Genomic DNA, 17,442 nt, shown 5'->3' with positions numbered 1-17,442 from the left:
GCAGTCGAAAAAATAAGACTGATACACGTTAAAAATGGATTATAAAATTATTGTTTAGATTATGAAATTGATTTTATCTTTTGCTTTGTTCTGTATTGCATTCTGTTTGAACAGCAATGCGCAGGCGGACTTTTATTCTTTGCAGGCTCTGGGAGACAGATACATCTATGATTCCAAATATTTTAATGATCCACGTGAAATTCAAGTATATCGATGTGGAGTAGACGCTACTTTAGAAAGTGATTCCTTGTTGACCATTTATGTGTTTGATGCTCAATATCCACCTACATTCAATCTGTTTTGTTCTACCTTCGAGTTGATATATCCCAATGTGGCTTGTGTCATAGTTGGTGTTTCCAATCCTAATAGGCAGAGTGAACTGACACCTCCTTATACCGATTTTGATTCAGTAAGCGGATATGATAATCCCGGTAAGGCAGATTCTTTGTTGTTATCATTGAAAAACGAAGTAATTCCTTTCATAAAGAGCAAATATGGTACTTCTTCACGAATTATTTTAGCTGGGCATTCTTTGGGAGGAACTTTCGTGACATATGCTATGCTTGCTAACCCTGATTTATTTCGGTGCATTTTAGCTGTTTCTCCTAACTATGTGTATAGCCAGCGGATGATGATTGACCGAATTACCTGTTTCGCAGATGAATGTCATGAGAACGGTTCACTTTATATTTATCTGGCAAATGGGAAGAAAGACAAGATGGAAGCATCTTTCACCCCCGAAATAAAGAAAGCTGCCGATATATTTTCAAATTGTTCGGAGATAGTTCTGAACTATGATTCATTGAACATAGAAAAACATAGCCATACCATTTTTGAAGGATATTACAGAGGGTTGCTGAAATTGGACAACTATATAAAACAAGCTAATTAGCTTGAAAAGAATATTTGCCCGATTATCTAACTTTATTATGTGTATAATAAGTACAATTTATAAAAACAGAAGAGATAAAATGCAACTTCATCATAAAAAACAGAGGATGAGCGTCACAACTTATCCTCTGTTTTTTTATGATGATGAGCGTTGCGGTTATAGCGGGCGCGCCTTGTAGACATTGCTGGCCGACGCCGGTATGACCGTGCCTTGCAAGGTGATGTTATAGGAGTGGAAGTTGGGCGTTATCACAGCTGTGGCGTAAGTGCTTCCTGAAGGCAATGATATGTGGACCGTTGCCGATATGCCTGTGCCGGACACACTCATGGATAGGCTGTAGTTGCCTTTTTTGTCAACTGATTTTTTTACGTACGATGGGGTTCCTTCAACTGTTATGCCGCCGATGCCGTTGATGCCCGGTATTGATTTGAATACGGCAATCTGTACCGTGGCCTTTCCGTTGACTACTGAAATAAAGTTGGTCGATGGCGATACATAAGCCGAACGGCCGCGTTTGAAGATCAGTTTGCCGGCCTCGAGTACGAAGTCAAGATTGTCGAGCGATTGTACGGCCACTTCGTGAGCTATTGAGTCGCGTATGGCATTGATGCGTTTTTCCTGCTCTCGGGCCTCTTTTTGTTCTGGACTGAGATTGGCTGTCGATGCACATGAGCATAACAGCGCGGCGAGTAAGCCGATTATTAGCGTGAAACGTGTCATAACGTAGTGCTTTTTTAGTTGATTGATACTCTTTTGAATTTTCACTAACATACGGAACTGTTCCGTAGCCCTCTTGTTATATAAACGCTGAAGTGGCCGCGACAATCTGTTAAATAATCTTAGAAGAGAGTAAAAAATAGCGAATATTTTGACTCCGGCTGATAAATAATGTATCTTTATCTGTTATTGGATTAAACTACGCATTAAGATGCGAGTCCAATGATATAAAACTGTATAATTGTTTATTTTTTAATTAAGGAACCAAGTCTTATGGTAGGTAAAAAACTTTTATTATCGATGGTTATGCTGGGTGCGGGCATCATGTCGGTTGCAGCACAAGGATACTATGATGACGACATATACTACGATCCGGCAAAAGACACAAAGGCGAAACAGGAAAAACTTGAGCGTACAAAGCGCAAGCAGGCTGCCGCTGCGAGTCAATACTATAATCAGTATAATTATGATCCGACCTTGGGCGGACATGATTATGCGGGAGCTGACACTTATAGCGTGACCGGTACATCGACCCGTGACGTGGACGAGTATAACCGGCGCGGAAAATACGCTCCGGTCGATACTGCGGCCGGCCGTCAGGCCATGAGTGATGATTTCGCCTATACACGTCGTATAGAGAAGTATCATAACAACGATATTATATCGGATATAAACGATCCGGCTTTGGTTGAATATTATTATTCGGCACAGCCTGATGTCAATATCATAATCAACAGCCCCGGGTGGTATTCGCCGTGGGCTTGGAATTATTATGACTGGTATTGGGGCCCGTCATGGTCGTGGCCATACTCTTCATCATGGTGGTGGGGTCCGTCATGGTCATGGGGCTGGGGCGGTCCGGCTTGGGGCTGGGGACCCTCTTGGTCGTGGGGCTGGGGCCCGTCATGGGGTTGGGGACCCGGCTGGGGCTGGGGCGGTCCTGCGTGGAGACCCGGATGGGGCCCGGGTTGGGCTTACAATCCCGGTTCATATACGCCTAACGGACGTCGTCCGGTGGGTGTGCGTAACGGATATACCGGAGTGACGAGCAATCATTACCGTCCGTCATACAACGGAGGCAATCACCGTGGTTTCGCCACCGGTTCGACAGGCAATTTCCGTCCCGGCTCGACATCGGGCAATCGCGGTAATTACGGTCGTCCGTCAAACAACAGCCGTCCGTCAAACAACGGCAGCTATGGCACGACTACCGGTAATCGCAACAGTAACAACCGCAACAACAATTACAACTATAACCGCAGCAACAACAACTACAACCGCTCCTACTCGACACCGAGCTATGGCGGCGGTTCGCGCGGCGGTTACTCCGGTGGAGGAGGCGGTGGCGGTTCACACCGCGGCGGCCGTCGCTGACATGCGGGGTGAGTGTGAAGCAATGCATAATCATTTTTCAATACTATAAGAATATGAGAAATATCAAGCATTTATTTATAGTTGCCGCTGTCGGGCTTGTGCCTGTAGCCGGTATGTCACAGGCGGCTGTCGACCTATACAATCTGTCGCGGCCCGACTTGCGCGGTACTGCCCGGTTTATGTCGATGGGCGGCGCATTTACCGCGCTTGGCGGCGATATATCGTCGCTTAACCAGAATCCCGCGGGTATAGGTGTATACCGCAGCAGCGAGATAGGTATGACACTTAACCTTGACTTTCAGTCGACATCGACTGAAGCTCAGGGCTCCAAGATATCAGACTCGCAGACGCGCTTCAGTTTCAACAACTTCGGTTATATCGGTTCAATCAGTACGATGAGCGATGTCATGCCGACATTCTCATGGGGAGCCACATATGCCCGTACCGCATCGTTTGACCGTATATTTACCGGCGGTATCGGCAATCTGAACGGGGCGTCGCTTAGCAATTATGTTGCCGCGCTCACTAACAGTGAAGGTATTGAACCCGGTGAAATGCTCAGCGGCGATAATTATAATCCGTGGCTTGACGGAAACGCTCCGTGGCTGAGTACGTTGGCTTATCAGGGTTATATGATAAATGACAGTGAAGTCGACGGCAAGGTTAACTATTCCGGGCTTATGGGTAACGGCACTACCGGCAGCGCTTCTTTCCAAGTTAGAGAGAAAGGATATGTCGACGAGTATTCGATCAACTTCGGCGGAAACCTGTATAACACGGTTTACTGGGGTATCGGTCTCGGTATAACCGATATAAATTACACACAGCTTAGCTACTATCAGGAGAACCTTGACAATGCTTATATCGCGGCAGAATCAAAGGTCAACGGTGAATACAATATCGTCAACGGCAAAGCCGACTATCGCCTGTCCAACTATCTTAACTCCAACGGCAGCGGCTTTAACCTAAAGCTGGGAGTCATTGTGAAGCCTATCAATGAGCTGCGTTTCGGTTTCGCTGTACATACTCCGACATGGTACAGCATGACCGATACATACTGGGGCACGGTGGCGTACCGCTATACCCCTCAGGACCAGAACTCGTTTTACGACAACATGACTGACCGTCAGAACCCGGCTCCGGAGACCAACGACGGCTATGACAGCTGGAACGACTATAACATGCGTACTCCGTGGCGCATGATGTTTGGCGTGGCCGGAGTCATAGGCGGACAGGGTATATTGAGCCTCGATTATGAATATCGCGGCACATCATCGACCCATATATCTGATGTTCAGGGCGAGGGTTATATAAATGACGACATGAAGACCTACTTCAAGGGCACCAACATACTGCGCTTGGGTGCGGAATACCGCATAACACCGCAGTTCAGTCTGCGTGCAGGATACAGCTGGGAGTCGTCGCCGGTAAAGAAGGAAGCCGCCAATGACGGTGAAGTCATATGGACTGCCGGTACAATACCGAGCTATACGTTTGACAAGACCACACAGTACATAACCGCCGGCCTCGGTTACCGTTACAAGGGTTTCTATGCCGACCTCGCTTATGTGCACAAGAACCGTGAGTCGACATATCACGCATTCTCGCCTGTGCTTGAGGATACGGCTCTGTTGCAGGGCTCGCCTTCGGCCAAGGTCACTGACAACAACAATCAGGTGATATTGAGTCTGGGATATAAATTTTAAAAATTATTTTATAACTTTGTGCCTGAGGGTGCCGCCCGAATCTTTGTCCGGGGACGGCGCCCTCGGTCTGTCATATCTATGGTCATGGAAAAGGAAGTCAGCATCGATCTTGAAAATCCGGAATTTCAGAATGTGTGGAAACTTATTAGATTCACCCGTCAGTCGGTATTCCTTACCGGAAAGGCCGGTACGGGCAAGTCGACGTTTCTAAAGTACATATGTGATAATGTGCGTAAGGAGCACGTTGTGCTCGCACCAACCGGTATAGCCGCCGTCAATGTCGGTGGAGTGACGCTGCACTCTTTTTTCAGAATACCTTTCAAGCCGCTGCTACCCGACGATCCGGAGTTTGACATGAAACGTATGCGCGACCGGATGAAGTACCCTAAGGAGCTTATAAACCTTATTAAAAACGTGGAGCTGATCGTGATCGATGAAATATCGATGGTACGGGCCGATATAATAGACTTCGTCGACAAGATACTGAAAGTGTATACGGGAAACTTCCGCGAACCCTTTGGCGGCAAGCAGATGCTTTTTGTCGGTGACATATTTCAGCTTGAACCGGTAGTCACCGGCGATATGCGCGATGTGCTTGCCCGTTATTATCCGCAGCCTTATTTTTTCAATGCCGGAGTGTTCGGCGATATGAAGATTGTGCCTGTAGAGTTGCTTAAGGTATATAGGCAGACCGATAGCGATTTTGTAGGACTGCTTGACCGTGTGAGGGTAGGGCGTCCGTTGCGCGACGACATTTCGAGGCTTAATGCCAAGGTTATACGGCGCGATGACGGACGTATGGTGATGACGCTTGCCACCACACGCGATATCGTCGACAATATAAACTCACGACGTCTTGACGAACTGCATGCGTCGGAAATCGTATACACCGGCATGGTCAAAGGCGATTTTCCGATGAACTCGCTCCCTACATCGATTGAACTTGTTCTGAAAGTGGGGGCGCAGGTGGTGTTTATAAAGAATGATCCCGACAGGCGATGGGTGAACGGTACAATAGGACGTGTATATGACGCGCAGAACGACAGACTCATGGTCGAACTTGACTCGGGCGAGTGCCATAGTGTGGAGCTTTCAGTATGGCATAACATTAAGTACGAGTATGATGATAAAAACCGCAAGGTTATCGAAAAGGAGCTCGGGTCGTTCACCCAGTTTCCCGTAAAACTGGCGTGGGCATTGACCATACATAAGAGCCAAGGGCTTACGTTTAAGGATGTTGTGGTTGATGTAGGGCACGGCACCTTTGCCGGAGGCCAGACTTATGTGGCGCTGAGCCGATGCCGCAGCCTTGAAGGACTGTCGTTGCTTAGCACGCTTAACGAGCGTGATATATTTGTTAATCCGTCGGTAGTCGATTTCAGCCGTTTGTTCAATGACAGTTCTCTTATCAAGGAGGCTCTTGACAAGGCAAAAGCCGATGATCTTTATACCGCGGCGTTGGATGCGGTCGGAGAAGGCGATGTAGAGCGGGCCTTTGATTTATTTGTCGAGGCGTCGGACTACCGCGACGAGTGGCACAACCCAGCGGTACGCCGTCTTATACGGCGTAAACTATCGGAATTGGGCGGTTTCAGCCGTCGTTGCCGGGAGCTGGAAGACCGTCTGGAGGAGGACAGGGTTAAGTTTCGCCGTCTTGCTGCGGAGTATGTGTCTATGGGCGACGAATGCCGTAGGGAGGGCATGGAACCCACTCCTGCCATAGCCAATTATGACAAGGCTCTGTCCATATATGCCCGATGTTACGAGGCGTGGACAGGCAAGGGCTTCACTTATGCTGAAATAAACGACCGTGACGAGGCTATAAATGCGTTCATGAATGCCTATCGTATTGATGCGGCTCGGTTTACAGCCCCGTGTGAACTCGGGCGGCTGTATTTTGCCGCCGATAATTTGGCTGAGGCTCTGAACTGGTATCTTATAGCACTTGACATTGATGACCGGTCGGTATTGCTTCATGAATATATGGCCGACCTTTATGAGAAAGTCGGAGATGATGAAGCGGTTTCGCGTCACAGGTCTGAAGCCGCCAAACTGCGTAAAAAACAAGGACGCCGCAAGCGTTGACACCTGCGGCGTTTATTTCGTGAACTGCCGGCTTGTTAGCGTGGAAGCACTTCCGTTTTAAGCGAGTTGTAGGCGCGTTCCGCTTTTTCGCGTGCGGCGTCGACAGTGTCGGCGGTGGCAAGTATGACACCCATACGGCGGTGGCCCTTGACTTCGGGCTTGCCGAATATGCGTATCTGTACTCCGGGCTCTTTTAGGACCTCTTCAAGATTGTCGAAAACCACTTTGTCGCTGTCGCCTTCAACCACTATGGCGCGTGAAGCCGAGGGGCCGTAGAAGCGTATGTCAGGCACGGGAAGTCCGAGAAGCGCGCGGGCGTGAAGACCGAATTCGCTAAGGTCCTGCGATATCATGGTCACCATGCCGGTATCATGAGGGCGTGGTGAAACCTCACTGAATATGACGTCGTCGCCCTTTATGAAGAGCTCAACTCCGAATATGCCGTAGCCTCCCAGTGCGTCAGTCACCTTTTTAGCTATCTGCTGTGCTTTTTCAAGTGCAGTGGTGCTCATAGGCTGGGGCTGCCAAGAGTAGCGGTAGTCGCCGTCAATCTGTATGTGTCCTATGGGCTGGCAGTATGTGGTTCCGTCGCAACTTCTTACGGTCAGCAGAGTTATTTCGTAGTCAAAATCCACAAAACCTTCCACTATTACACGTCCGGCACCGGCGCGTCCGCCCTCCTGCGATATGGCCCAAGAGTGTTCTATGTCATCGGCCTTGCGGGCTACGCTCTGTCCGTGTCCCGACGAACTCATGATCGGCTTTATCACGCACGGCAGGCCTATTTCTTCTATGGCTGCCTTGAACTCGTCGTAGTCCGATGCGAATTTGTAGCGTGATGTAGGTATGCCGAGTTCTTCAGCGGCAAGACGTCTTATGCCTTCGCGGTTCATGGTGAGCCAAGCGGCACGTGCTGTCGGGGTCACGTTGTAGCCTTCGCTTTCAAGAGTGCGAAGCATGTCGGTGGCAATCGCTTCCACTTCCGGAATGATGTGGTCGGGCTTCTCGCGTTCGATGACATCGCGCAATGCCTCGGGGTCAAGCATGTTGAACACGTAGCTGCGGTGAGCTATCTGCATTGCCGGTGCATTGGCGTACCGGTCGCATGCTATTACTTCCACTCCGTAGCGCTGCAACTCAATCGCCACCTCTTTTCCTAATTCTCCACTGCCGAGAAGCAAAGCCTTTCGGCCGACGGGGGTCATTACTGAACCAATCTTAGCCATCTGTCTAAATTTCGGTATTAAAATTTATTAAACGTGTTTTAACGGAAATCGCAGAAAGAGACCGTGTTAAGCGGATGACTTCCTGCGATTGTATCTTTGAGCCACAAAGGGGGCTCGAACCCCTGACCTTTTCGTTACGAATGAAATGCTCTACCGACTGAGCTATTGTGGCTGATTGCGAGTGCAAAGATAGTAATTATTTACTAAATATCACATCGACTGGCGGCTGAAAGTCAATTTTATTTTTGCTTTGTCGACATTGACTTTGGCCATTGCCGGAGTATCTACATACGGTACTATGGCCACTACGACCGTTTCGTACTGGTAATAACCGGTTTGGGTGCTTTCTGTAACCAATGACACCGGTACAAGTACAAACTCGCCGTCGGCGGCTGCGATATTGTCTTTCTTGCTCATCTCCAAGAAGTATTGGCGCATGGAGCTGAAGTTGTAGCTTTTTCGTGTGGCGTCGTAAGCAGCGTAGAACGAACTGATGTTGTCATTTATCTGCTGGTCGGCGAAAAACTCTTCTTTTTTATCTTTTCTGACAAGCAGCACATAGGCCGGCGGCTCTATATCGTAGTTGTTGGTCACCTCTTCTACAGGCACCTCGAGGGTCATGCTGTTGATGACGGTAAAGCTGTTGTCCTGTTTGCTGTATTTTTCCACCATGTCGCGTATGGGCAGCTTCACTTCCACGTCATATCCTGTGGGTGCTACCAGCATGGGCGATGATGCGGCCATTGTCTTTACTTCCTGACTCAGGGCCATGTTTATGTTGTTGTTGTTGATCACCTCGGGGGTCACGGCCAGAAATGCCTTTAGAGTGTTGATGGTCGTGTCTTTGTCATTGACCTTGGTGTCTTTTTTGTAGTAAAGATACATGAGCGTGGAGTAGAAGCGCATCACGCGTCCCGAACCGAAACTGTTTTTTATATACAGGCCGGGAAACCATTGTGAGAACTTGACCGGGTCATTATATATCTCGGGGTCGCTCTTGTACTTGCGGTAGAATTCGCGTCCCATCTCGACGGGCAGTTTTACGTCTACCACGCGGGCTTTGGCTCCGGTGTATATGCCGGCTATACTGTCGGGTAGTCCTATGACCGTGGCTGAATATGTGGTCGATGCCACCTTATCCTGCTCCGAGTAGTACGGGGTCGGATCGAAGTCGCTGTATATGGGTGAGGTGAGTCCGCGGTTGAGTTTATATACTTCAAGGCCCATCGGTATGATGGAGTCGCCTATGAGTGCTCCTTCGTTCATGAACATGCGCAGTTTTATCGAGTCGATGCTTTCAACTGTCACGCCTACGGTATCAAGTGTGGTCGCGGGCATGAACTGGGTTATGAAGTCGCTCGACAGTTTGCCGAAGCCTTTTGCGTCGATGTTGCCGAGAAGCTGGTTGTCGGTACGTGATTGTATGACAGGATTGGCTACGGAGTATCCGCTTATAGTAAATGTCGAGTCGATGATTATGTCGACCTTATCCTGTATGATTGACGAGCCTATGGTGCTGTTTTCTTCACAAGCCACCGCCGACAGAAGCAGACATGCGGCAGGGATCAATCTTAAAAATTTCATTGCTGTAACAACAAAGTGATGAATTATAAGGAGTGGTAAAACTCTGCGTAACGGTCGGTGTAGTCCGTATTGCCGGGGTAGGGCATGAACGGCTTTCCTGACGCCTTGATATATTCGAGAAGTTCCGGGTCGATTTCGGGCGATGCCTGTATCACGGCGTCGGAGTAGTCGATGGCCAGCTTGTTGAGCGCTGTGGCGTCGACGGGAGCCGCGGCTATTGACGACAGGTCCTCGTCGGTGAGTCCTTCCATCTTGAGCTTTTCGAGAAAGCGAGGATCGAGGGTGCCCTCAAACTTGTCATCGAATATCGAATAAACTATTTTTGCGTTTTTAAACGACGGATCGTCGGCATATATGCGCTTCAGATATATAGGGGCCAATGCCGACACCCATCCCGAACAGTGGACGAGATTGGGGTCCCAGCGCAGTTTCTTTACCGTCTCCACGACTCCGCGCACATAAAACATGATACGCTCGTCATTGTCATCCGGCATTAAATTTATTTCAAGGTCCTTGGCTGTCTGGCCGCGCAGAAAGAAGTCTTCGTTGTCGATAAAGTATACTTGCATGCGGGTGGGCTGCAGGGTTGCCACCTTTATTATAAGCGGATGGTCGGCGTCATCGATGATGATATTAAGCCCCGACAGTCGTATTACTTCATGCAATTGGTTGCGACGTTCCTTTATGCACCCGTACTTAGGCATGAAAGTGCGTACCTCGATGCCTTTTTCCTGAATGCCCTGCGGCAGTTTCTGACTAAGCTCGGCCATAGGGGTTTCAGGCAGATAAGGGGATATTTCTTGCGAAATGTAAAGAACTTTATTAATGTCCATTAAACTGATAATTGCTGTATAATAAATGCAAAGTTACGAAAAAAATCTGACAATAACGCTATTTTTGTAGTAATTGAGCATTAATCTATAATATCAAGACGCTTAAGTGCGTTGAGTATGCCGTCGTTGTCAACGCTGTCGGTGACCATGTCGGCCTCTTTTTGTACATCGGGAGCGGAGTTGCCCATTGCTATGCCAATGGCCGCTTCCTTTAGCATGGATACGTCGTTGCCGCCGTCGCCGAAAGCTATCGATGATGACAGGGGCACGCCGAGGCTCTCGAGCATCACGGTCACGCCGTGGGCTTTGGTGTTGCCCTTTGCCGTCACGTCGACAAATGCCGGATACCAGCGGTTGAACTCACATCCCGGCATGAGCGGAGCTATATCAGCCTCCGCTTTTGCGTCGAAGAATGGCGTCATCTGATAGATTTCGCTATTAAGCGCCTCTTCAAATGTAGTTTCCGCTATCTCGTCAACGTTGAGATATTCATTGAATATCATGCGTACCTGTGAGTCCGGGTTTACAACTTTCAGCTCTTTCTCGGTAACAATTATACATGGATAGCCCCGTTCGGTGCATATCTGTCCGAGTGTAGTCACATCAGCGGCCGGTATCGGATTCTTGTACAGTACTTTGTCGCCGGCGAAGCAGTATGAGCCATTCATCGTTATGTATCCGTCTATAAGATTGCGGTCCTGTAGCGGTTGCAGATTGTTGATTATGCAGTAAGGCCGTCCGGTCGATATTATGATTTTATTGCCCCGGTCATGGGCTTTCTGCAGGGCCTCGACAGTCGATTGAGGCACTTTGTGTGTCTCGAAACTGACAAGTGTGCCGTCGATGTCGAAAAATAGTACATGGCTCATGATTCAATACTCATTGTAAATTACTCTGCAAAGGTAAGTCATTTGCCCTTACCCGCCAAAATCGGGCCCTCCCTTTCAGCTATATTAACATGCGCCGTACATTGCCGTGATGTTATTAAGATTATCATAGCTACAATCAAAGGGGGCTCAAATTATCTGCGACTTCTTCATAAAGTGCAGGAAGCGGCTGATTGTGCCAGAGGATTGAAATCGGGCGGGAATTTCGGTTTTTGGATTTTTATGTGTAAATTTGTGTCAATAAATTATAGGATATGAAACATTCCCGTCAGGAGAAAATAGAGGCGTTGGGGCGCGTGATCGATACGCTTGACCGGCTTAGGGTGGAGTGCCCGTGGGACCGCAAGCAGACCAACGAATCGTTGCGTACAAATACGATAGAGGAGGTCTATGAGCTTTGTGACGCTTTGCTGAACGATGACAATTCCAATATATGCAAGGAGCTTGGCGATGTGCTGCTTCACGTGCTGTTTTACGCCAAAATCGGTGAGGAAAAAGATGAGTTTGACATAGCCGAAGTGGCCGACCGCCTGAATAAGAAACTGATATTTCGACATCCCCATGTGTTTGGCTCTGTGCATGTCGACGGCGCTCATGACGTGGAGCTGAACTGGGAGCAGATAAAACTGAAGGAGAAAGACGGCAATAAGACGGTGCTGTCGGGTGTGCCGGCATCGCTTCCCGCCATGATAAAGGCCGACCGCATACAGGAGAAGGCCGCCAACGTGGGTTTTGATTGGGAGGAGCCCCGTCAGGTGTGGGATAAGGTCAAGGAGGAGGTTGCGGAGTTTGACCGCGAGATTGACCGCATGGACCGCGAAAAGATGGAGGAGGAGTTCGGCGACGTGCTCTTCAGCATGATCAATGCCGCACGTCTGTACAAAATAAATCCGGAGAATGCTCTGGAAAAGACCAACCGCAAGTTCATATCGCGCTTTAACTACGTCGAGGCCAAGGCTAAAGAGTCGGGACGTCAGCTGAAGGATATGACACTTGAAGAGATGGACCGGTTGTGGAATGAAGCTAAACGCATAGATGCGATAAAATAATACATCCGTTATGGAAAGCAAGAAAAATAACAGAGTTTGGATTTTCGGACTTGCAGTGATGTTTCTGCTTGTCACCGCATTTGTATCATATGCCCGGAGTGAGCGCAAACCCCGCTATAGCCTTAGCGACGGCCAGCACTTGACTCTCGTCATAGACAGCATAGATTATCGCGCCGACCTGACCCGCATGTACGGTAAGTTTGTAGGTCGCCCCCATACTTCTCAGCAGGTGAAGTCTATAACCCTGCACAACGGCTCACGCAGTTATGCGGCTACCGACATTGACGGAGTGGACTTCGACCGTTGGTTTCAGTGGGAGGAGGACGGAGTGATTGCGGTTGAGATCGATTTTGACAAGATGCCCGAGATAAAGACAGGCAGACTTGTCATAGTGACTCCTCGCGGCACTGACAGCTGTACAATGACCAAACAATAATTGCGGCGCCGGTGAAACTGTGTATTACCGAGAAACCGAGTGTAGCCAAGGACATCGCCGCCATATTGGGCGCCGACCACCGTTGCGAGGGCTATTACGAAGGGGGTGACTATAAGGTCACTTGGACTTTCGGCCACTTGTGTACCCTGAAAGAGCCGGCTGACTATACCGACCTGTGGAAGCGCTGGTCGTTGGGCGCGTTGCCCATGATACCCGGACGTTTCGGCATAAAACTTATAGCCGACAAGGGCATCGAGAAGCAGTTCGGAATTATAAAAAATCTTATAGGCGAGGCCGACGAGGTGATAAACTGCGGCGATGCCGGTCAGGAGGGTGAGCTCATACAGCGCTGGGTCATGCAGAAAGCCGAGATAAAGTGCCCTGTGAGGCGCCTGTGGATAAGTTCGCTTACCGACGAGTCGATACGCGAAGGCTTCAAGTCGCTAAAGCCCGAACAGGATTACGACCGGCTGTATCATGCCGGACTCTCGCGGGCCATAGGCGACTGGATACTCGGTATGAACGCCACCCGCCTGTATTCGCTCAAGTACTCTGCTCCGGGCAATGTGCTGTCGATAGGCCGTGTGCAGACACCCACGCTTGCGCTTATCGTGCAGCGCCATCATGAGATAGCCAACTTCAAGCCGGAGGATTATTGGGAGCTGAAGACCCTATACCGCGACGTGACATTCAATGCCGTGTCGGGACGCTTCAAGACGCAGCAGGCTGCCGAAGAGGCGCTCGCCATGATTTCCGATAAACCGTTTTCCATAGTTGACGTGGCTGACAAGCAGGGGCGCGAGGCGCCTCCGCGACTGTTTGACCTTACGTCGCTTCAGGTTGAGTGCAACAAAAAGTGGGGGTGGACCGCCGACGATACACTAAGGCTCATCCAGTCTTTGTATGAAAAGAAAGTCACGACCTATCCGCGTGTCGATACGACTTATCTTAGCGATGACATATACCCCAAGGTTCCCGTCATATTGAAGCAGATGACTCCCTATGCCGGACTTACGGCCCCGATTGTCGATAAAAAACTGCCTAAATCAAAGAAAGTATTCGATAACTCGAAGGTGACCGATCACCATGCCATAATACCTACCGGACAGTTGCCGTCGTCGCTTGTAGGTGACGAACGCAAGCTATACCACCTCATAGCCCTGCGTTTCATATCGGCGTTTTATCCCGACTGCACGTTTCGTTCGACGACAGTCAACGGTGTGGCCGGCGATGTCGGTTTCAAGGCAAGCGGCAAGGTCATTGTGGCTCCCGGATGGCGGGCAGTATACGCCGGCAAAGATAATGCGGAGCAGGATGGTGCCGACAAGGATGACGACAACAAGATATTGCCTCCCTTTGAAGTCGGTGAGAGCGGCCCGCACGAACCGTCGCTTCTGAAAAAACAGACGCAGCCGCCCAAATTGTATACCGAAGGTACGCTGTTGAGAGCCATGGAGTCGGCCGGAAAGACTGTCGACGACGAGGAGTTGCGCGAGGCTATGAAAGAGAACGGCATAGGCCGTCCGTCAACGCGAGCGTCGATAATCGAGACTCTGTTCAAGCGCCGTTATATATATCGTGAACGTAAAAACATTCAGGCCTCACAAGCCGGAATAGACCTTATAGCCACAATCAACGAGGAGCTGCTGAAAAGCGCCAAGCTGACAGGCTTGTGGGAGAACAAGTTGCGGCGCATAGAACGTGGCGAGTTTTCAGCCGCCGAGTTTATCTCGGAACTGAAGACACTTATAGGCGATATAGTCATAAATGTGTTGAGCGACAATTCGTCAAGACAGATTGAAGTCAAGAGCGAGGAAAAAGTGCAGCCTGACAAGCCTAAGAAGAAGCGTACACGTGCGCCCTCGGTCAAGAGTATTGAAGAGATACTGTGTCCGTTATGTGGCAAAGGCCATCTGCTGAAGGGCCGAAGCGCCTACGGGTGCAGCGAGTTTCGCAGCGGCTGCGCATTGCGTATCGATTTTTCGGAATGCGGCGCCGACCTCACTCCGGCAAAGGTAGCGGCTTATATAAAGAAAAAATATAGACATGATCAGTGAAGAATTGTTTCCCATAGTGGATGAAGTCGGTAATGTCACCGGAAGAGCCACCCGGAGCGAGTGTCACGGCGGCTCTATGTTGCTGCATCCTGTCGTGCATCTGCATGTGATGCGTGAGGGCGGCTTTCTGTATCTTCAGAAACGCGCTATGGACAAGGATATCCAGCCCGGCAAATGGGACACGGCTGTTGGCGGACATGTCGACTTCGGCGAGTCGATAGCCGAAGCCCTTTTCAGGGAGGCTTCGGAAGAGCTCGGACTGCGCGGCTTTGTTCCGACCAAACTGCCGCCTTATGTCTTTACGTCAGACAGGGAGCGGGAACTGGTTAATCCTTATTATGTCATTGTGGCGGAGGATGAGGTGCTTGCACCCGATCCGGGAGAGATAACCGAAGGCCGCTTCTGGCATGTTGATGAGATAAAGGCCAATGTAGGGCGTGATGTGTTTACTCCCAATTTTGAGAATGAGTTTGAACTTATAAAAGATTATATAAAGTGACTGTTTGCTGGACTTCGACCGATTTTCTGCTGCAATGGATGTGGGTGGCGTTGATTGTAGTGTGTGCTGTCATATTGGCCGTAAGGCATTTCCGTAAATCATGGCTACGTGTACGTAATGCCAGATCTCCGCAATGTGCCGATTGCCCTATTGCCGATACATGTGTCAAAGACGACGCACGTGTATCGGAGTGTGCTGACAAGGACGGCGACAGTGGATGCTGTTGCTGACGGCCGCCGTTATCATTCGTCCTGTACAAGCTGTGACAGTCTGTGCTCAAGGTCGGTCGATGACATGCGGCTTGTGATTTTGCCTTTGTAGGCAAACGATATCCCTCCCGTTTCTTCACTGACTACTATCGCGGCGGCATCGGTGGCTTGACTTATGCCGAGTGCCGAACGGTGTCGCAGTCCCATTGACCGTGGAATGTTTGTGTCATGGCTTACAGGCAGTATGCATCCCGCAGCTTTTATGCGGTCATGGGCTATGATGAGCGCGCCGTCGTGGAGTGGCGAATTCTTGAAAAAGATGTTTTCTATGAGCCTCGAGTTGATGGCTGCGTCTATGATGTCGCCGGTCTTTTCGTAATTCTCGAGCGGAATGGACTGCTCTATCACAATCAGCGCTCCTGTCTTGGATTTGGACATGGACATGCATGAATACACTATAGGCATGACCCAGCGTCGGGCATCGGCGCTGTGGTCTTTGTGGCCGCGGTGATGTCGTAGGATATTGCGCAGGAAGTGCCATCTCTTGTGGTTGCCGAGCTCCACGAGAAACCGTTTTATCTGATCCTGAAACAGTATGACAAGTATTATAAGGCCTATCGACATGACTTTGTCGAGTATGGTGCCTATAAGCCTCATCTCGAATATCTCCGATGCCACAACCCATACTATGATAAACGCGAGCACACCGAAAAATATATTGATAGTGCCCGATTCTTTCATTATGCGGTACAGGTAGAAGAGCAGCAGGGCCACTATGATTACGTCAAGGGCGTCTTTTATGCCGAATGGAGTCATAGACCTGAGTTTGTTAGGGTTAATGATACTGTCTTTATCGTGTCGGCAGCTGCTTTCACGTCATGTACACGAAGTATCGACGCTCCTTTTATGAGAGCTATCGTATTGGCGGCCACGGTGCCGTACAGCGCATTGTCCGGTCCTGTTCCGAGGGGCTTGTAGATCATCGACTTACGCGACATGCCTGCTAAGACAGGACGCTCGAATACTTGAAACAGTTCGAGGTCGTGAAGCAAACGGTAGTTCTGCTCTACCGTTTTGGCAAACCCAAATCCCGGATCGATGATTATGTCATTGACGCCGAGCAGGGCGAAGCGGTTTATTTTTTCTGCGATTTCGGCAAGCACGTCGGCGGTGACATCGTTGTACTCGGTAAGTGTGCTCATGGTCGATGGAGTGCCCCGCATGTGCATGAGTATGTATGGCACGTTGAGCCGTGCCACCGTAGCGGCCATCTCCGGGTCAAGATCACCTCCCGATATGTCGTTGATAATGTCGGCTCCGAGTTGGGTGACGGCATATCGGGCTACTTCTGCCCGAAATGTATCGACACTCACTATGATGTCTGGAGCCGTTTTTCTTATGGCTTCAATGCCTTCGGCAAGCCTGTCGAGCTCTTCTGAAGGCGATACATCGTCGGCCGAAGGACGTGAAGAGTAAGCCCCGACATCTATCCATTCGGCTCCGTCGTTTATCATTTCCGCGACACGCCGGCATACAGCCTCACGTTCTATAACCCGCGAACCGCTGTAAAATGAGTCGGGAGTGACGTTGACTATGCCTGCTATGACCGGCCGGTCATATATTATAAGTCTGCCTTGTAGATTGATTGAAAACGGCTTAAACTCTCTCACGCTGAAAGATTCGTTAAAATTGTATTAATATATGTGCGAATATACGTAAAATCCGTTTAACGGCAAAAAAACTTTTCTTGCATTTAGATGGTGTAGAGTCAACAAGCAAGTGCAAAATTAAGTCAATAGTTTGAAGAACTCAATACGAGGCGCTGAGAAACCTAATTTTTCTCGCGGTCTTCTGTTGATTTTTGCTTGTATTCTGTCAAGTTCTGCCT

At 49.5% G+C, this 17,442-nt stretch carries 16 protein-coding genes and 1 tRNA gene; 9 read left to right on the top strand and 8 right to left on the bottom strand.

Going from position 1 to position 17,442, the window contains the following annotated elements:
• The first annotated feature begins 61 nt into the window (after window positions 1-61).
• Window positions 62-892 (top strand): alpha/beta hydrolase, encoded by an 831-nt coding sequence (locus FW767_RS09465; protein WP_121699069.1) that lies wholly within the window; start codon window positions 62-64, stop codon window positions 890-892.
• 156 nt (window positions 893-1,048) lie between these two features.
• Here FW767_RS09465 and FW767_RS09460 read toward each other — a convergent pair whose 3' ends face one another.
• Complete coding sequence (locus tag FW767_RS09460) at window positions 1,049-1,612, bottom strand: DUF4251 domain-containing protein (RefSeq protein ID WP_205523885.1); 564 nt, start codon at window positions 1,610-1,612, stop codon at window positions 1,049-1,051.
• A gap of 297 nt (window positions 1,613-1,909) precedes the next feature.
• On the opposite strand from FW767_RS09460, the gene FW767_RS09455 reads away from it, so the two are divergent.
• The 3 genes from FW767_RS09455 (at window position 1,910) to FW767_RS09445 (ending at window position 6,774) form a co-directional block, all read left to right on the top strand.
• Window positions 1,910-2,983: a hypothetical protein gene (locus FW767_RS09455; RefSeq protein ID WP_147438753.1), complete on the top strand. Its 1,074-nt coding sequence runs from the start codon at window positions 1,910-1,912 to the stop codon at window positions 2,981-2,983.
• Window positions 2,984-3,036: 53 nt separating this feature from the next.
• Complete coding sequence (locus FW767_RS09450) at window positions 3,037-4,689, top strand: OmpP1/FadL family transporter (protein ID WP_121699066.1); 1,653 nt, start codon at window positions 3,037-3,039, stop codon at window positions 4,687-4,689.
• Between the two features lie 84 nt (window positions 4,690-4,773).
• Window positions 4,774-6,774, top strand: a complete 2,001-nt coding sequence (locus tag FW767_RS09445) for an AAA family ATPase (protein WP_205523884.1) — start codon at window positions 4,774-4,776, stop codon at window positions 6,772-6,774.
• 35 nt (window positions 6,775-6,809) lie between these two features.
• Here the strand turns inward: FW767_RS09445 and purT are convergent, their stop codons facing one another.
• The 5 genes from purT to FW767_RS09420 all read right to left on the bottom strand — a co-directional run bounded on the left by purT (window position 6,810) and on the right by FW767_RS09420 (window position 11,286).
• On the bottom strand, window positions 6,810-8,000 hold the full coding sequence (gene purT / locus FW767_RS09440) for a formate-dependent phosphoribosylglycinamide formyltransferase (RefSeq protein ID WP_121699064.1): 1,191 nt from the start codon (window positions 7,998-8,000) through the stop codon (window positions 6,810-6,812).
• 99 nt (window positions 8,001-8,099) lie between these two features.
• Window positions 8,100-8,172, bottom strand: a tRNA-Thr gene (locus tag FW767_RS09435).
• Between the two features lie 38 nt (window positions 8,173-8,210).
• Window positions 8,211-9,584: a DUF4270 family protein gene (locus FW767_RS09430; RefSeq protein WP_121699063.1), complete on the bottom strand. Its 1,374-nt coding sequence runs from the start codon at window positions 9,582-9,584 to the stop codon at window positions 8,211-8,213.
• 23 nt (window positions 9,585-9,607) lie between these two features.
• Complete coding sequence (locus tag FW767_RS09425; protein WP_121699062.1) at window positions 9,608-10,417, bottom strand: glycogen/starch synthase; 810 nt, start codon at window positions 10,415-10,417, stop codon at window positions 9,608-9,610.
• 80 nt (window positions 10,418-10,497) lie between these two features.
• Entirely contained in the window at window positions 10,498-11,286 is a 789-nt protein-coding gene (locus FW767_RS09420; protein WP_148463940.1) for a Cof-type HAD-IIB family hydrolase, read from the bottom strand.
• A gap of 272 nt (window positions 11,287-11,558) precedes the next feature.
• Here FW767_RS09420 and mazG point away from each other — a divergent pair, with 272 nt between their 5' ends.
• The 5 genes from mazG to FW767_RS09395 are packed head-to-tail and all read left to right on the top strand — an operon-like array spanning window position 11,559 to window position 15,575.
• Window positions 11,559-12,353 (top strand): nucleoside triphosphate pyrophosphohydrolase, encoded by a 795-nt coding sequence (gene mazG / locus FW767_RS09415; protein WP_121699060.1) that lies wholly within the window; start codon window positions 11,559-11,561, stop codon window positions 12,351-12,353.
• A gap of 10 nt (window positions 12,354-12,363) precedes the next feature.
• Entirely contained in the window at window positions 12,364-12,789 is a 426-nt protein-coding gene (locus FW767_RS09410) for a hypothetical protein (RefSeq protein WP_121699059.1), read from the top strand.
• 11 nt (window positions 12,790-12,800) lie between these two features.
• Window positions 12,801-14,846 carry a DNA topoisomerase 3 gene (locus FW767_RS09405; RefSeq protein WP_121699058.1) on the top strand — a complete coding sequence of 682 codons (2,046 nt, stop codon included), beginning with the start codon at window positions 12,801-12,803 and terminating at the stop codon, window positions 14,844-14,846.
• The gene (locus tag FW767_RS09400; RefSeq protein ID WP_121699057.1) at window positions 14,836-15,345 is read left to right on the top strand and encodes an NUDIX hydrolase; all 510 of its coding nucleotides are present in this window, start codon (window positions 14,836-14,838) and stop codon (window positions 15,343-15,345) included. Before FW767_RS09405 ends, FW767_RS09400 begins: the two co-directional genes overlap by 11 nt.
• Window positions 15,342-15,575 carry a hypothetical protein gene (locus FW767_RS09395; protein ID WP_147438752.1) on the top strand — a complete coding sequence of 78 codons (234 nt, stop codon included), beginning with the start codon at window positions 15,342-15,344 and terminating at the stop codon, window positions 15,573-15,575. Before FW767_RS09400 ends, FW767_RS09395 begins: the two co-directional genes overlap by 4 nt.
• A gap of 12 nt (window positions 15,576-15,587) precedes the next feature.
• On the opposite strand, the gene cdaA is transcribed toward FW767_RS09395, so the two are convergent.
• Complete coding sequence (gene cdaA, locus FW767_RS09390; protein ID WP_121699055.1) at window positions 15,588-16,370, bottom strand: diadenylate cyclase CdaA; 783 nt, start codon at window positions 16,368-16,370, stop codon at window positions 15,588-15,590.
• Window positions 16,367-17,224 carry a dihydropteroate synthase gene (folP, locus tag FW767_RS09385; protein WP_121699054.1) on the bottom strand — a complete coding sequence of 286 codons (858 nt, stop codon included), beginning with the start codon at window positions 17,222-17,224 and terminating at the stop codon, window positions 16,367-16,369. The genes cdaA and folP overlap by 4 nt, the downstream gene beginning before the upstream one ends.
• Window positions 17,225-17,442: the final 218 nt, after the last annotated feature.

This window comes from Heminiphilus faecis (assembly GCF_008728965.1).
Lineage (GTDB): Bacteria > Bacteroidota > Bacteroidia > Bacteroidales > Muribaculaceae > Muribaculum > Muribaculum faecis.
The sequence above is the reverse complement of the archived record's forward strand: the minus strand, read 5'-3'. Positions and strand labels throughout refer to the sequence as shown.